This is a genomic window from uncultured Psychroserpens sp., from assembly GCF_947500255.1.
In the GTDB taxonomy this organism is placed as follows: Bacteria; Bacteroidota; Bacteroidia; order Flavobacteriales; family Flavobacteriaceae; genus Psychroserpens.
Genome location: NZ_CANMRL010000004.1, coordinates 301,670 through 317,158, shown reverse-complemented (window position 1 = coordinate 317,158; position 15,489 = coordinate 301,670). Strand labels below are relative to the sequence as shown.

15 protein-coding genes are annotated in these 15,489 nt (G+C 32.8%); 6 read left to right on the top strand and 9 right to left on the bottom strand.

The genetic code is table 11. The features are described from left to right. Positions 1-84: 84 nt before the first annotated feature. Entirely contained in the window at positions 85-1,092 is a 1,008-nt protein-coding gene (locus tag Q0783_RS13605) for a type IX secretion system membrane protein PorP/SprF (protein ID WP_298760966.1), read from the top strand. A 163-nt stretch (positions 1,093-1,255) separates the two neighbouring features. On the opposite strand, the gene Q0783_RS13600 is transcribed toward Q0783_RS13605, so the two are convergent. Genes Q0783_RS13600 through Q0783_RS13590 form a run of 3 tightly spaced genes read right to left on the bottom strand, consistent with a single transcriptional unit; the run spans position 1,256 to position 4,014 of the window. Next, positions 1,256-2,410, bottom strand: a complete 1,155-nt coding sequence (locus Q0783_RS13600) for a VWA domain-containing protein (protein ID WP_298760965.1) — start codon at positions 2,408-2,410, stop codon at positions 1,256-1,258. Positions 2,411-2,422: 12 nt separating this feature from the next. After that, positions 2,423-2,986 (bottom strand): rhodanese-like domain-containing protein, encoded by a 564-nt coding sequence (locus Q0783_RS13595; RefSeq protein ID WP_298895989.1) that lies wholly within the window; start codon positions 2,984-2,986, stop codon positions 2,423-2,425. 11 nt (positions 2,987-2,997) lie between these two features. Further along, a complete protein-coding gene (locus Q0783_RS13590) occupies positions 2,998-4,014 on the bottom strand; it encodes an SIMPL domain-containing protein (protein WP_298895987.1) in 1,017 nt (338 codons plus the stop codon). Between the two features lie 210 nt (positions 4,015-4,224). On the opposite strand from Q0783_RS13590, the gene Q0783_RS13585 reads away from it, so the two are divergent. From Q0783_RS13585 to Q0783_RS13565, 5 genes are read left to right on the top strand one after another with little or no spacing between them, the layout of a single operon-like run. Then, complete coding sequence (locus tag Q0783_RS13585) at positions 4,225-6,414, top strand: histidine kinase (RefSeq protein ID WP_298895985.1); 2,190 nt, start codon at positions 4,225-4,227, stop codon at positions 6,412-6,414. Positions 6,415-6,416: 2 nt separating this feature from the next. Beyond that, positions 6,417-6,989 (top strand): hypothetical protein, encoded by a 573-nt coding sequence (locus Q0783_RS13580; RefSeq protein ID WP_298895983.1) that lies wholly within the window; start codon positions 6,417-6,419, stop codon positions 6,987-6,989. Between the two features lie 6 nt (positions 6,990-6,995). Then, positions 6,996-7,730 (top strand): LytTR family DNA-binding domain-containing protein, encoded by a 735-nt coding sequence (locus tag Q0783_RS13575; RefSeq protein WP_298760956.1) that lies wholly within the window; start codon positions 6,996-6,998, stop codon positions 7,728-7,730. 1 nt (position 7,731) lies between these two features. Continuing rightward, positions 7,732-8,265 (top strand): hypothetical protein, encoded by a 534-nt coding sequence (locus Q0783_RS13570; RefSeq protein WP_298895981.1) that lies wholly within the window; start codon positions 7,732-7,734, stop codon positions 8,263-8,265. A gap of 5 nt (positions 8,266-8,270) precedes the next feature. Further along, positions 8,271-8,786, top strand: coding sequence for a gamma carbonic anhydrase family protein (locus Q0783_RS13565; RefSeq protein ID WP_298895979.1), 516 nt, complete (start codon positions 8,271-8,273; stop codon positions 8,784-8,786). Between the two features lie 41 nt (positions 8,787-8,827). Here Q0783_RS13565 and murI read toward each other — a convergent pair whose 3' ends face one another. The 6 genes from murI to Q0783_RS13535 form a co-directional block, all read right to left on the bottom strand. After that, positions 8,828-9,607, bottom strand: coding sequence for a glutamate racemase (gene murI, locus Q0783_RS13560; protein ID WP_298895977.1), 780 nt, complete (start codon positions 9,605-9,607; stop codon positions 8,828-8,830). A gap of 68 nt (positions 9,608-9,675) precedes the next feature. After that, complete coding sequence (locus Q0783_RS13555) at positions 9,676-10,185, bottom strand: OmpH family outer membrane protein (protein ID WP_230936684.1); 510 nt, start codon at positions 10,183-10,185, stop codon at positions 9,676-9,678. Positions 10,186-10,218: 33 nt separating this feature from the next. Continuing rightward, positions 10,219-11,256, bottom strand: coding sequence for an OmpH family outer membrane protein (locus tag Q0783_RS13550; RefSeq protein ID WP_298895976.1), 1,038 nt, complete (start codon positions 11,254-11,256; stop codon positions 10,219-10,221). Positions 11,257-11,423: 167 nt separating this feature from the next. Further along, on the bottom strand, positions 11,424-13,973 hold the full coding sequence (locus tag Q0783_RS13545; RefSeq protein WP_298895974.1) for a POTRA domain-containing protein: 2,550 nt from the start codon (positions 13,971-13,973) through the stop codon (positions 11,424-11,426). A gap of 10 nt (positions 13,974-13,983) precedes the next feature. Beyond that, complete coding sequence (locus Q0783_RS13540) at positions 13,984-14,724, bottom strand: isoprenyl transferase (RefSeq protein WP_230936681.1); 741 nt, start codon at positions 14,722-14,724, stop codon at positions 13,984-13,986. After that, a complete protein-coding gene (locus tag Q0783_RS13535; RefSeq protein ID WP_298895973.1) occupies positions 14,725-15,414 on the bottom strand; it encodes a DUF6089 family protein in 690 nt (229 codons plus the stop codon). Between the last annotated feature and the right edge of the window lie 75 nt (positions 15,415-15,489).

Below are 15,489 nucleotides of genomic sequence, written 5' to 3'. Positions count from 1 at the left end.
GGTTTGTAGTTGAGTATAATGAACCTAATACAGGTGACCGTAAAGAATTTAAAGCCCATTTTACCCTGAAAAGATAAAATTAATATGAATTTGAAAAAATATTATATAATAGCAAGTTTAGCCTTGTTTTCATTTATTGGAACAGCGCAAGAAGGACTACCCATTTATTCAGATTATTTAACAGATAACTATTACCTCATTCACCCGTCTATGGCTGGTGTAGCTAATTGTGCTAAAGTAAGACTTACGGCTCGTGCACAGTGGTTTGGACAAGATGAAGCTCCAAATTTACAGACCTTGAGTGTAAATAGTAGATTGGGTGATTCACCATCTGCACTAGGAGGTATTGTTTATAATGACAAAAATGGATACCACTCTCAAACAGGAGCTTATTTGACCTATGCGCATCATATTATGTTTTCTCGTAATGAGATTGATTTAAATATGTTATCCTTTGGTTTAAGTGCTGGATTTATTCAGTATAAGTTAGATGAAACAGAGTTTTTAGCGGATGGATTTGATCCTATTATTGCTGGTGTAGAACAAAGCGCGACAAACTTTAATGTTGACTTTGGATTCTCTTATCACTTAATTGATTTTTATGCCCATGCGACAGTTAAAAATGTTTTAAATAATGATGGAATTAATTTTAATGAGCAAGGATTAAGTTATGATAATTTGAGGACATATTTACTTTCTGCGGGTAATACATTCCATAAGTATGGTAGCGATTGGAGTTTTGAGCCATCTGTTATGTTTATGTACCGAGATGCAACCGAAGAAGCATCAATAGATATTAATGCTAAAGCATACAAGGATATGGAGTTTGGTAAACTTTGGGGAGGTTTATCCTACCGTAGAAGTTTAGATGGTGCAGAGTTTTTAGACGGATCAGGAGTTAGTAGCCAAAAGCTACAGTATTTTACACCTTTTGTTGGTGTGGATTATAACAGTTTTGTATTTGCCTATACGTATTCATACCAAGCAAACTCAGTCGTATTCAATAATGGTGGATTTCATCAAATTACATTAGGTTATAACTTTAACTGTAGACGTGAAAAGTACGAATGTAACTGTCCGGCAGTTAACTAGAAAAAAACGCAATAATAAAACAAAAGTCTCGATAGTATCGAGACTTTTTGCGTTAGTGATGGAGGTATTGTTGAAGCTCTCCAGAGTTGCCTCTGGAAGCGACTACCGAGAGCACGACATTCTTTTACATTGGTAAAAATGTAAAGAATGTAACGCCCAAATATTACCATGTATATTTCTTCTCTTTTGCTTGTGTCTTTATCGCTTTAATCATGGCATTTTCTAAGCCATTGCTATCTTCTTTCTGTTGCGATTTTATATACAGTCGGCGTTTTTCATTTAACTGCTGAATTTCTTTTTGAATCGCTTCACGTTCTAAGCGTTTGTTTTTGACATATGCCTTGATTTCTAACACACTTTTATCTTTAAGTTCTTTAGGCAGCTCCTCTTTTTTTAATTCTTCAAATTTGAAATCTTTTTCTTGTTCTGCATCAACTAAATCCCAATTAGAGTTTAGATAAAGATGTGAACTTTTACTAACTGTTCTACTCACAGCATTAGCTTCGCTATAGCCTCTTGCATTGGTGTCTTGTTCTGCTTGAAGAGCCATTTTCTTTTTGCCTACACTGCCATAAGCTACATAAGTACCGTTTAGTTTGTGGTTGAGTTTTAGAATTTTGTCATCATATGGAGTGGCCACATAAGTGGTTACATGATTATGATTAATAGCCATATAATCACCATGAGACAGGTCTGCTCCATCTTTCCAATAGGTCGCAATACCTTGATTGTAATCTCCGCAAAAAATGGTATTTACACTCACACCATTTTTATGCGCCTGCTTTGCAGCATCCTGATAGCTTATTTTACCTTGTGAAAATGGCTCATTTCCTGCAATGAAAATAAGTTTTAAGTCATCTTCATTTTTCCCCCATTTTAATTGATTTAATGAGGTTTGAATAACATGACCACAATATTCGTTACCTCCATTTGTGGTTAATGAGAATAGTTGTTTAGAAATTTCATCTAAATCATTACTAAATGCTAATACTTGTCTGATAAACCCTTCATCACCATTAAGATTATCATTTCCGTATTCATACAAAGCAATTTGTAATTTTGGTTTTTCGTCACCACATTTGGCATATGATAATTCGTTTACAATATCCCAAAGTTGGGCCTTGGCTTGGTCTATCAGTCCGTCCATACTATTGCTAGTGTCTAGTAGTAAGGCTACTTTTATAAATTGTTTATTTGGTTCGTGTGCCTTAGTTTCTGCAATTGCTAGTTGCTTCGTTTCTTTTTTTTCATTAGCGTTACAAGACATGAAATTAATCATGTATAACGATATTATGAGTGTTTTGATTATTGTTTTCATAGATTTTATATTTTAATTATTACTTATTGTTTTCTGTATGGAAGAGCCTTCATAAACTACCCGTTGATCTATGGGAAATAAAAGCTCAGATAACTCGTAGACATTTTTATAACCGTAGCCATAAAGGTTAATATAGGTTGGGATATTTAGCGCCAGAGTTATTTCTTTTTCTGTCTCTAATTTTGGCAATACAGATTTTGTCATAAAATGTATTTGATCACCTTGAAAGTTGTTGTTGCAATAGATTAGGATTTTAGTGTTTGTGCTTGGAATAATCTTAGCTAAATTGTCTTGAGTAAAGTCTGAAAAATTAAGATGCAAAGCGCCTTTAATATGTTTTTTGTCATACATGTCTTTAGACCGAGTGTCTAGTATTATTACATCTTTTTCTTTGCTTTTAGACAAAAACTGATTAAAATTTATCAATCTTTTTTTACGATGTTTTTTTACTTTTCTTACGAGCGTTTCAAAATCTGAATAACTTACTTTAGATCTCTTAAAATCTGGCAATTCATTTTCTGCTGGAATGCATATTAATAGTGTAATACATGCAAATAATGCGGTTGTTGCTTTCATAATAATAACTATTAATTGGTTTGTAATGCTTTGATATCTAAGGTGCCATTAGGAGAAACGACATAGTATTTATGTTTGATCTCTGTTTTTACTACAGGTTCAGGTTTTGCTTCTTTAGGTTTTGGTGTGTATTGAAGTCTTATGTTCATTCCTATTTGAACAACAGGTTCTAAAATGGAAGGATTGATAACTACATCATAGTTTTCATAAGATAAAGGCTGGTAGTAATATGAGGTTTGTTTTTTTGCAGTAGTGACTCCCTTTTTCTTTTTAATGGCTTCAAAAGATACACTATTGAAAGCTTGATAGCTTTGATAAAAATCTTTAGGAAAATAACAATACTGATCATCTGCAATAGCAACATTATAATTAGCAAGATCAAAACCTAAAATTTTATAGTAAGCTTTTTTTTCTTCAATGAGTTTTAAAAGTTTTGTTTGTAGATTTTTATAAACTTCAGCAATATTTTCGATATAATAATCGACTTTAACGAGATTGTATATTTCGCTTTTAGCGCATGCTGTTAAAATGTTTTCAAATTGATTGGTCTTTGTAAACTGAATGTGTAAATTTTGTTGAAGTTCAAAACCGTTTGGTACTTCAGTATAGGTTTTACTAAATAACTTTTTCTGAACCTCTATTTCATAATTCGGAACAAATGAAATGACATCTACAGCAAAGTCTTCTTCTGATATGCCTATAGTTTTTAAAGCACTTTTTATTTTATCTACGCGCTGGTTCATCAATAAATTAGTGCTGTCTGCTGTTGGTCCAATTTGCGAGACATTAAAAATGGCGGTATAGGTTGTTGCGGCCACATTTTGTAGTGCTTTTACATCAATAAATACGTTGGTACTCGGATTTAATATTTTATTGATTTGCTGTTGTACAGTAGGGTTGTAAATAGTTGCATTTCCAGAATGCAAAATATTCTGTCTAGAGATTTGATCATAGTTTCCTTTGTGCTGTGCATTTGATATGACCATACACATTAACATTAGCATGACGCTAAGGGCTTGATTTTTCATTGTTTTTTCGATTTTTGATTAATGCGGTAAATCTAGAATCATCTTTTTTTAATAAAAAACCAGAATGAGTGAAGCAAGCGTTTAAATGAGTGAAAAGGATAGCTAAATGAGTAACCTAATCAATTTGATCTTAAATTTAGGATGTTACGATAGTTCGTGATTTTATTTAATCAATTAAAGTATGTAAGTTTATTCCATTCAAATAAAATAATGAAACAAATACTTAAATATAGCATCATTATCTTACTGTTATTGTTTTCTATAGAAACAGTAACAGGTCAAAACAATAGGAAAGAAAAAGAGAATGAGGCGCTGAAGCTGAAAGCAGAAAAAAACCCTTTCTTTAGCATAAGAGGTTCTGTAAGGGAAAGTGATACGTACAAGCCTATTTCAAAAGTAAACATTGAGGTTAATGGCGGCGATTATACGCGAACAGATGCCAATGGTGCATTTGTAATTAAAGCACGTAAAGGCGACGAATTAATTATAAGGCATAAAGATTTTCAAACCGTTTATCATGTTATCGAAAATAATGATAGAATAACCGTAGAAGTAGAACCTGCTGAAACAAGGCAAAAAGCAAATTCAAAATTTAAAACAGATATAAAGGCATTTAATGCATATATCGATTCGGTATCCAAATACAAAAAGCTTGATGTAGAAAAGAGTATTGCATTCGTAGGAGATGCACTATCACAAAGTACAACACAATCTCAAAATGGACTTGCTCATTTAGTTTTAGCCGATGTGTATATGTACTGGAAACAATATGATTTAGCGGTTACTAGTTATAGGGTTAGTTTGCAAAATGAAGAAACTAATGAAGCTAAATTAGGGCTTGCAAAAGCTTATGAGCGTAATAAAAATTATCAAGAAAGTTTAGAAACTTATAATGCCATAGACAAGAAATCTTTAAGTAATTATCAACTCGTAACACTTTATGAAGGCTTAGGAGATACCTACTTCAGTATTAAGAATTATCAGTCTTCTGTTGAGGCATATGAAAAAGGTTTAGAGGTGGCCAATAAACATTTGATCAAACCAAAGATTGTTGATCTCAATTCTAAAATTGCACAATCATATAATAGTGATGGTCGCGTAGACAAAGCAGAGCAGTTTTTTGGAAATTCCCTAAACCTTGCCGAGAAAGAAACTAAAAAACGTGCTTTAGAAGAAAAAGTTACGGTAGCCGATTTTCAGAATACAAACAGAAACTATTCTGAAGAGATACAATTACGAAAGGAGATTGTTGAAGATGTAGAGGGTGTTCAAAAAGATTCCATCATAGTGAATGAAAGTCCCTTGACACTTCAAAAGCAAAACTATAAAATTGGTAATGCGTACTTTTTACAGAAAGATTATGAAAATGCTATTCCTTATCTCGAGAAAAGTATTGAAGAAGCTGATGCTAAAGGAGATTTAATTGTTAAGAAAGACGCCACGAAAAAGCTTTCAGATGTGCATGTTGATGCTGGAAACTTTGAAAAAGCGAAAGAGACTTTAGAGGATTATAAAAATGTGGTTGATGAACTCTATATTAAACGAGAACAAGAACTGTCGCAAGCTGATCGTTTTAGACGTAACATTATAGCTCAGCAAAATCGAATTACAAGTTTAGAAAGTGATCGTGTATTAACAACTAGTTTAAACCAAGCACGAACCAAAAATCAGCAATTGATTATTTACTCTTTAATTGCAGGATTGATCATGTTACTCATCACTGCGTTTTTTATGTACAAATACATCAAACAACAGCGATTAGCGAATAATTTACTGGCTTTAAAATCGTTACGCAGTCAAATGAATCCACATTTTATTTTTAATGCATTAAACTCGGTTAATAGTTTTATTAGTATTAACGATGAACGTACTGCTAATAAGTATTTATCAGATTTCTCATATCTCATGCGAGCGGTATTAGAAAATAGTGAAGAAGATTTTATTCCGTTACAAAAGGAAATAGAGTTATTAGATCTCTATACAAAATTAGAACATTTCAGATTTCAAGATAAGTTTGATTATAGTATAACAGTTGATGAGAATGTCGACGTCGAGTCGTTTCAAATTCCACCAATGCTTTTACAACCTTATATCGAAAATGCAGTATGGCATGGATTGCGTTATAAAACTGAAAAAGGTCACTTGTATATCGATGTGTCCAAAAAAAGCAATGATGAAATTACCATTACTGTGGCAGATGATGGTATTGGAAGAGAACGTTCTAAAGAATTGAAAACAGCCAATCAGCAAAAACAGAAATCTAAAGGTATGGGTAATATCCAAAAACGTGTGGCAATCTTAAACGAAATGTATAAAGATAAAGTCGACGTATTTATCGATGATTATCAAGATACCGAAGATGCTGGAACTAAAGTTGTTGTAACCATAAAAAAGGATTAATAATGAGAATAAAAGTCTTAGTTGCAATAGTAGTTATGTTGTCGATTTCATGTCAAAATGAAACAGAAGATAATAGATTAAGCTGGATTCAAAATATAGACAGACAGGTATCAGAATATAATAAAGAATCCAAGATAGAGCACTCTGAAACAATTGTTGAAGGCAAACTTGAAACAGGAATAATCTTTTATAAGAAGAATTTGGATGGTATTTCTAGGGTTACCGCTGCATCGCGATTTTCTGAGAATTTTCCAGTTAAAATGGAGGTTTATGTAAAAAACGATAACATCATTATGCGACGGTTTTCAGGTTTAAGTCCATATATTAGTAAAACTCGAAAAAGAGAAGGTGATAGGTGCTGCGCACTATTTGAGAATGTGACCTATTTCAATTCTAATACAGAAGTAGTGTTGTTTGAGAGAAAATTAGATTTAATGAGTACAGAAGAGATGGACTCAAGAAGGTCTGAGTTTGAGTCGATGGTTTTTATCGAAACACTCATAGAAAACCCTGAAGAAGAATACGAACAAGCTATGGAGTCATTAAAAGAGTTTAAAGACCACATAAAAAAATAAGATCATATGAAATTAAGATCCATCATTGTAGAAGACGAGGAAACAAGTAGAAAAATTCTAAAAAATTATCTCAACAAGTATTGCCCTAATGTTGATGTTTTAGGCGAAGCTGCAAATGTAGATGAAGCATTGGTGCTTATTAGGAATACAGAATTGGATCTTGTGTTTCTTGATGTAGAAATGCCCTATGGAAACGCTTTTGATCTTTTAGATAAAGTTGGTGACATCGATTTCGAAACTATTTTTGTTACAGCTTATAACCATTATGCTATTGATGCTTTAAATGCACATGCGTCTTATTATTTAATGAAACCTGTTTCTATTGATGAGTTAATAAAAGCTGTTGATTATGTCACAGAAATAAGAACAAAAGAAGATGCGCTTCAAGATCAAGTTCTAGTGCCAAAAACCAATAGTGTTGATGGTAAAATTACGATACCACAACAAGATGGATTTGAAGTTTTGGAAACTTCAGATATTATGTACTGTAAAGCCGATGATAATTACACCGAAATTTACCTTAACAATAATAAAAAGAAATTAGTAAGCAAGACCCTAAAGTATTTTGAAGACGCCTTAACCGAAAGTGGTTTTGCAAGAGTTCATAAAAGTTATCTGGTTAATGTTAATGAAGTTACCAAGTACGTAAAAGGAAAAGGTGGTAGTGTCGTGTTGAGCAATGGAAAAGAGATTATGGTTTCAGCGTCTAAGAAGTCCGACTTACTGTCTTATTTTAAATGATATGAATGTCAAAAATCACAAATGGTTGCTGTTTTTATTTGTGTCATTTTTTATGGCATGCCAATCTGATTCTGACAAAAAAAGTAAAGAGCATTCTAATGAGAGTATTATAAAAAAAGGGAATGTTACAGAAATAACATCAACAGATATTGAACGTCTTGGTAAAATTCTGGATTTAAGGAAGTACAAACCTATAAAAGTGGAATATCGCTATGTGATCATTGATAATTCGGGTCAAAATGAAAGACTTACGGTTCCAGGGCCATCCGATTATAACCTAGAAGCCGTATTGTACTTCGATGAAAAAACCTTTCATGCTATATATGATTTTGAAAAGAATTTAGAGTGGAAGGAGCAAAACCATAAAAAAGAAGAATTTAATTTTGAATGGTTACCTCAAAAAGTAAAAGAAGAGTTAACACAAGACGATAAGACCAATTATAAAGGACACCCAGATTTTTTCTTCGGAACTGGAGTTAATGGGAAAGCCTGGTATTTGGATAAAAAAATATTACTTCAGGAACATACAAATTAATAACTATGCCAATTATAAAACCTGTAAACGGAAAACATCCTCAGATACCTAACGATTGTTATATTGCCGAAAACGCGACTATTGTAGGTGAAGTCGCTATGGGAAATCAATGCAGTATTTGGTTTAATGCTGTTATTAGAGGAGATGTTCATTTTATAAAAATGGGAGATAAGGTAAATGTTCAAGATGGTGCTGTAATTCATGCAACCTATCAAAAATCGCCAACTACTATTGGTCATAATGTCTCTATTGGTCATAATGCTATTGTTCATGGTTGCACTATTCATGATAATGTTCTGATAGGTATGGGAAGCATTGTGATGGACGATTGTATCGTTGAGAGCAATAGTATTATTGCGGCTGGTGCTGTAGTGACCAAAAACACTATTGTTGAATCTGGAAGTATATATGCAGGTGTTCCTGCAAAAAAGGTGAAGGACATTAGTAAAGCTCTTATTTCAGGAGAAATTAACCGCATTGCAGATAATTATGTCAAATATTCGAGTTGGTTTAAAAGTTAATTTTACTAATTAACTTGTGTGCGCATTACTTAAATAAGAATTTAAAAGTCTAAATAAGACACCTTAAATTTTTCATTTAAGATACGATTCAAAACAGTGATGTTTCCGTTAGAAAAAAAGATGTTTTCTGGAGGTGTGGTTCTTGAATTTACAAGATGATATTTTTCAAGTACGAGTTTAGTTTGTTTAGCAACGGCTAAGCCCGAATCGATAATTTTAATGTGTTTAGGGAGTAGTTCTACTAATATTGGTATCAAATAAGGATAATGTGTGCAACCTAAGACTAAATAGTCTATATCGGCTTTTAACATAGGCTCCATATATATTTGTAAAAGTTCTTTCATTTCGGTAGTACTCACTTTGCCTGCTTCTACCAATGGGACAATACCCTCACCAACCTGTTCAATAACTTTTATGCCATTGCTGTATAGGTCTGTTGTTTGATGAAATAAATCACTACTTAATGTACCTTTAGTTGCAAGTATACCTATGGCCTTTGTTTTTGTGTTTAAAGCGGCAGGTTTTATTGCAGGTTCTATACCAATAAATGGAACATCATAGGTGTTTCTTAATACTTCTATAGCATTGGTTGTTGCAGTATTGCAAGCCACTACAATAAGTTTACAGTTTTTCTCTAATAATAATTCTGTGTTTTTGATACTTAATGCTAAAATATCGTCTTTACTTTTTCCTCCATAAGGTGCATTTTTACTATCGGCTAAGTACATTGTGTGCTCATGAGGTAAGAGCATATGGATTTCCTTGAAGATGGAAGTTCCTCCAATACCAGAATCAAATATGCCTATAGGTTGTATGCTCATGTATTACAAAAATAAAAAAGCCACTTGTTTAAAGCGGCTTCCTTATGTATTTATTTAAGTATTCTTTCTTAGAATCCTAATTCTGTCTTTACGTCTGCTAAAAGATCTTTACCAGCAGCTACAAGAACACCACCACCTTGAGTAGAATCTAGAACATAGTTAAATCCTTGTGCTTTTGCTACTTTATCAATAGCTGCTTTTGCCTTTTCAAAAATAGGCTTTAATAATGCGGCTTCTTTTTTAGCTAAATCGTCTTGAGCTCCAGCTTGATACTCACGGATACTTTGTTCCATTTGTTGTACTTCTTGAGCACGCTTAGTATTTTCTTCTTCAGTTTTAGATTCAACTTCAGCTCTGTATTGTTTTACTTTATTTTGAAGTTCAGTCACCATTTCTTTATACTGTACATCGTAAGTTTTAGATAACTTTTCGATTTCTGCTTGAGCTGCTTTCATTTCAGGCATAGCTTGAACCAATTCAGTCGTATTTATATGTGCGACTTTACTCTGTGCTGTTGCAAGATTTGTTGTACCAACAAATAATATAGCTGCGAATAAAAGGGTTTTTAAGTGTTTCATTTTTAAATTTGTTACGTGTTATAATTATTGTTTTTAGTTATCATCAGGAACGGAATCTTTGGCTTTTTTCTGTGCTTCACGTTCTTCTTTTGCTTTCTTTCGGTCTTCTAATATTTTCTTTTTACGTTCTTCAAGTGCCTTTTTTCTTGCTTCACGATCTTTTATTTTTTGTTGTTTTTTCTCTTCGGCTAACTGAGCAGGAGTTTTTGTTCCTGTTGCAGCTTTCGCTTTTGTTGAGTCTGTTTTTTTAATGTTTCTATCCTTTTCAGTCGAGCCAGATTTTTTTGCAGTATTGGTGCTATCTCTTTTGGCTTTCGCTTTTGCTCTATCATCTAAAATCTTTTGACGTTTAGCAGCAGCGGCAGCTTTAAGCGAATCTCTTCTTTTTAACTGCGCTTCTTGTCGTTTTGCAATCTCTGCTTCACGAGTTGCTTTTTTGTCTTCAATCGCTTTTTGACGTTCGTCTACTTCTTTATTTACAACAGGAACAACATCTTCTTTCTCTGCTTTTTTACGCTCTGCTCTTGATTTTGCTTGCGTTCGTTTTGATGAACGAGTAATACTTCGTATCACCAATTCACTTAGATCAAAACGTTCTGCCGAGAATAGCATGACAACATCTGCCGATTTATCAAAAATGAAATCATATTTTTTACCACTAGCAATTTCTTGAACTGCGGCAAAAATTTGATCTTGAATAGGCTGAATCAACTGTTGTTTTTGAATCATTAAATCGCCATTCGGGCCAAATCGTTTTTGTTGATAATCTAAAATTTCTGCTTCTTCAAAAGAGATGTCTTCTAAACGCTCCTCATACAATTCCTTCGTTAATAAAACACTTTCACTATTCAATTGCTTTTTTTTAGAATCAATTGTAGTTAATCGTTGCTCTATCTCAGTTTTCCATTGTTGTACTTTTTGATCAAGTTGAGAGGATGCTTCTTGATACTCAGGGATATTTTGTAAAATATATTCAGTATCTATATAACCTATCCTAACACCTCTTTGTGCGTTAGATACAAAGCTCATTAGACTTAAAAGGGTCACTAAAAAAAGAACTTTACTTTTCATCTGTATTATTTTTGATTTTATGATATCTTTTATAAACTCTATAACGACAGATTAAAATTACGATTCTGTCATTGTGTTTGGTTCTTCAAATAAACGAAATATATTCTGAAAAATTTTAACACAAACATTAAATCGTCATATTGCTAATAGAAAATATCGTGCCAAAATTAAAATTGCTGTCCAATTATAAAGTGGGTTTCTAATCCATTTCTTACAGTTTGACCCGGAAGAGCGTCAAAACCATAACCAAAATCAATACCTAATAATCCAAATGCAGGCATAAATATTCTAATACCAGCTCCAGCAGAACGATTCACATTAAAAGGATTATAATCCCTAAAATTATCAAATGATGCTCCAGCTTCTAAGAAAGTTAATGCATAAATTTTCGCTTGTGCTCCTAATGTAATTGGATAACGCAACTCTAATGAAAACTTATTGTATATAGAACCACCATCTTGAGACGATAATGATTGATTTGGATAACCACGAAGTTGAATTACTTCTCTACCATCAAGTGCGAAATTTCCAAGACCATCTCCTCCTAAGAAGAAACGTTCAAATGGGATAACACCTCTATCTTGATTATAAGCTCCAAGGAAACCAAACTCAACACTAGATTTAAAGACAAGTTTATCTACTAATCTAGTATACCAATCACCTTTAAACTTTACTTTGTAAAATTCTAACCAATTAAAACGTTCTTGATCAATTTCTCCAATTCTAGCTACGTCATCAACATCGGTTGGATCAAGAGATTCACGCTCTTCTTTTAAAGCTTTATAATCTACATCATTAAATAATGAATACGGTAATGATAATTTTGCGCTAATTGAAAAATTAGAGCCACCAGTAGGATAAATAGGGTCGGTACGTGTATTGTTTCTAGTTAATCCAACGGTATAGGATAAGTTATTAGAATAACCATCACCAAAAGTAAATAGACCTGTATTGTAATTTTTTAAGTCATAATGTTGGAAGCTCAAGGCCTGAGATAATTGGAAAAAATCATCTGGGACTTTTAAACGTTTTGCTAATCCTATAGTAATCCCTGTAATATTAAAACGTCTGTCTTTATCTGCCCTTCTTGTAATTGGGTCAAATAAAAATTGTCGTGTATGTGATACTGATGTCGATAACTGTACTGGACGTTTTCCACCTAGCCAAGGTTCAGAAAATGAAAAGCTATACGTTTGGAAAAACTGTGATGCTTGTAAACGTAAAGCCAAACTCTGACCATCACCTGATGGAATTGGTTTATACGCTTCTTTTTTGAAAATATCTTTAATCGCGAAGTTATTAAAAGACAATCCAAGCGTTCCAATAAAACCTCCTCCACCGTAACCACCTTGGAGTTCGATTTGACTTGATCCTCTTTCTACAACTTGATATTCAATATCTACAGTACCATCCTGCGTATTGAAGTTTTTCATGTTTGGCGTTAACTGTTGTGCATCAAAGAATCCTAATTGACCTAATTCTCTAATGGTTCTAATCACATTGCTCTTACGATATAATTGCCCAGGCTTGGTTCTTAGTTCTCTGTAGATAACATGGTCATTTGTTTTATCATTACCACTAACCGTTACATTATTGAAATAGGCTGGTTTACCTTCAGAAATTCTAATTTCCATATCTATAACGTTACCTTCAGCACTTGTTTCTACTGGGTTAATCGTAGAGAACAGATAACCACTATCTTGATAGAGGTTGGTTAAATCTAGAGCGTCTGGTTTGCTGTTATCAGCTATTCGCTTACGTAGTTCAACTCCGTTATATGTTGAACCTTCTCTAATCTTTAAATAGTTTTCTAGGTACTTGTCGGTAAAAACAGTATTTCCAACGAATTTAATTTTACCAAATTTGTATTGCTCACCTTCTTCAACATTAATAAAGAGTGTGATCGTTTTGTCATCTTTATAAACGATAGAGTCTGAGATCACTCTAGCATCTCTATACCCTCTTTCTTTATAAGCATCGATAAGTGTGATTAAATCTTCTTCATACTTATCTTTGATGTATTTAGAACGTTTTAAAATACGAATTGGATTCTTTTGCTTCGTATTCTTCATGGCCTTTCTTAGTTTCTTGTCAGAAACTTTTTCATTACCATTAAAGATGATTTTATTAATTTTTACTTTTTCACCTTTGTCAATGAAAATCAACATATCTACTTGACTCTTTTCTATAGAATCATTCTCTACAGCTTTTGTATTAACTGTTACTTTCGTATTTAAATACCCTTTCTTTTTGTATTTATTAGTAATGTAATTACGTGTAGTTGTGATTAAGTTTTCGGTAACTTTAGAAACACCTTTAGATAGGTTGTTTTCTTTCTTTAACTCTTCTATCTTACCTTTCTTTACACCTTGAATATCAATATTATTTAACTCGGGAAGATCAATAAGGTTGATTTCTAAATAGGCTTTATTACCTTCAGTTTTTGCCAAGTAGACGTCAATACTACTAAAGAGATTAGAATCCCATAGTTTCTTGATAGCGTTACTAATTTGTTCGCCAGGAATAACAATTTCCTCACCAATCTTTAATCTAGAAAAAGATACAATAGTTCCAGGGTTATAACTCGTATTTCCTGTTACAGTAACTTCCTCTAAGATGTATTTTTTACCTTGGTTAAAATCTGATTGTTGCGCAACTACTATATTAGAAGTAATAAAAATAAATGCTAGGAGTAGTGGCTTAATATATGTTTTCAAAAGTAAGTAATTAGCTAAGTTGTTCACTTGTTTTTCCAAATCGTCGTTCTCTATTTTGATAATTTATCAAAGCTTCATAAAGGTCCTTCTTCTTAAAATCAGGCCAAAGAATGTCTGTAAAATATAATTCAGCATAAGCAATTTGCCATAACAAAAAGTTGCTTATCCTTTGTTCACCGCTAGTTCTTATTAACAAGTCTACGTCTGGTAAATTATGCGTGTAAAGATGCTTATTTATAATTGATTCATCAATACTTTCAACAGAAATTATATTATTTTTAACTTTATCTGTTAATTCTTTTATAACCTTAACAATCTCTTCTCTAGAGCCGTAACTTAGGGCCAGAGTGAGTGTCATGTGTGTATTGTTTTTGGTTTTATCTATAACTTCTAACAACTCCTGATGCGCTTTTTTTGGTAAATCTTTAAGATTTCCAATAGCTAAAAGGCGAATGTTATTGTCTTGAAGTGTTTTGATTTCTCTTTTTAATGATTTAACTAGAAGTTTCATAAGTGTTTGAACTTCTAGCTTTGGGCGTTTCCAATTTTCAGTAGAAAAAGCGTATAGTGTTAAATTTTTAATTCCAATTTCGGCACTAGCTTCTACAACATCTCTTACAGACTTCGTCCCATTTTCATGACCTATTACCCTTAGCATCCCTTTTTGTTTGGCCCAACGACCATTACCATCCATTATTATGGCGACATGATTAGGAAGCTTATCGGTTAATATTTGATCTTTTAAATTCATTTAAAAATTGCAATAACAAGGTCTTTGACCAAATGTATAAGTTAATGTAAAACCAGTAAATACATACCAGTCGTTACTATTTGTATTACCAAAGGAAAATACCTCTAATTCTTTTGCGTCAGGAACACTACCATCTATTTCATCTGAAAAGGTGTAACGTGCACCAACCTCAAAACCTAAAATTAAATGATTAGTAATGTTGCTTTTAATACCAAGTGTCATAGGTATTCCAAAAGCCCAGCTATCTGTTCCTTCTGCTGTATACTCACCAGCGGCATTGAAAAAATAGTTTGGGTGTTTTGCTGTAGATATTCCTGAATATATATATGGTGTTACTTTTAAATCTCCTTGATGTAAATCAAAATCCCAAAAGGTAAATTCCATACCTGCAGAGATTTCCAATAAATTAGTGTCGAAGAAATAATCACGTTCTACACGTCTAGGATCATCAGATTTTTCATCGTAGCCTTTTAAATCAGAATAAATAATTGAGACTCTCCATGAATGTCTTGGGCTGCGATTCCATTTTAAAAGCAAGCCTAGTGTAGCCGTATTAGGGTTGATGTAGTTTGTACGACCTACATCACCAATAAAATTACTTCCACCAGCAAATACACCAACTTCATAGATTTGACCCTGGCTTTTTTGTGCGAAACATATACTCAATAAAAATAAGATTAAATACCTCATAAATTTTTAAAAGTTTGCAAATATAATAAATATGAATTGCCTACGGTAATTTGTGGCAAATAGTCTTACAGAAAA

What these genes read in the sequence shown, in the direction of transcription:
- Q0783_RS13605 (WP_298760966.1), top strand. Translation starts at nt 85, where the DNA reads ATGAATTTGAAAAAATATTATATAATAGCAAGTTTAGCCTTGTTTTCA.
- Q0783_RS13600 (WP_298760965.1), bottom strand. Translation starts at nt 2,410, where the DNA reads ATGAAAACAATAATCAAAACACTCATAATATCGTTATACATGATTAAT.
- Q0783_RS13595 (WP_298895989.1), bottom strand. Translation starts at nt 2,986, where the DNA reads ATGAAAGCAACAACCGCATTATTTGCATGTATTACACTATTAATATGC.
- Q0783_RS13590 (WP_298895987.1), bottom strand. Translation starts at nt 4,014, where the DNA reads ATGAAAAATCAAGCCCTTAGCGTCATGCTAATGTTAATGTGTATGGTC.
- Q0783_RS13585 (WP_298895985.1), top strand. Translation starts at nt 4,225, where the DNA reads ATGAAACAAATACTTAAATATAGCATCATTATCTTACTGTTATTGTTT.
- Q0783_RS13580 (WP_298895983.1), top strand. Translation starts at nt 6,417, where the DNA reads ATGAGAATAAAAGTCTTAGTTGCAATAGTAGTTATGTTGTCGATTTCA.
- Q0783_RS13575 (WP_298760956.1), top strand. Translation starts at nt 6,996, where the DNA reads ATGAAATTAAGATCCATCATTGTAGAAGACGAGGAAACAAGTAGAAAA.
- Q0783_RS13570 (WP_298895981.1), top strand. Translation starts at nt 7,732, where the DNA reads ATGAATGTCAAAAATCACAAATGGTTGCTGTTTTTATTTGTGTCATTT.
- Q0783_RS13565 (WP_298895979.1), top strand. Translation starts at nt 8,271, where the DNA reads ATGCCAATTATAAAACCTGTAAACGGAAAACATCCTCAGATACCTAAC.
- murI (WP_298895977.1), bottom strand. Translation starts at nt 9,607, where the DNA reads ATGAGCATACAACCTATAGGCATATTTGATTCTGGTATTGGAGGAACT.
- Q0783_RS13555 (WP_230936684.1), bottom strand. Translation starts at nt 10,185, where the DNA reads ATGAAACACTTAAAAACCCTTTTATTCGCAGCTATATTATTTGTTGGT.
- Q0783_RS13550 (WP_298895976.1), bottom strand. Translation starts at nt 11,256, where the DNA reads ATGAAAAGTAAAGTTCTTTTTTTAGTGACCCTTTTAAGTCTAATGAGC.
- Q0783_RS13540 (WP_230936681.1), bottom strand. Translation starts at nt 14,724, where the DNA reads ATGAATTTAAAAGATCAAATATTAACCGATAAGCTTCCTAATCATGTC.
- Q0783_RS13535 (WP_298895973.1), bottom strand. Translation starts at nt 15,414, where the DNA reads ATGAGGTATTTAATCTTATTTTTATTGAGTATATGTTTCGCACAAAAA.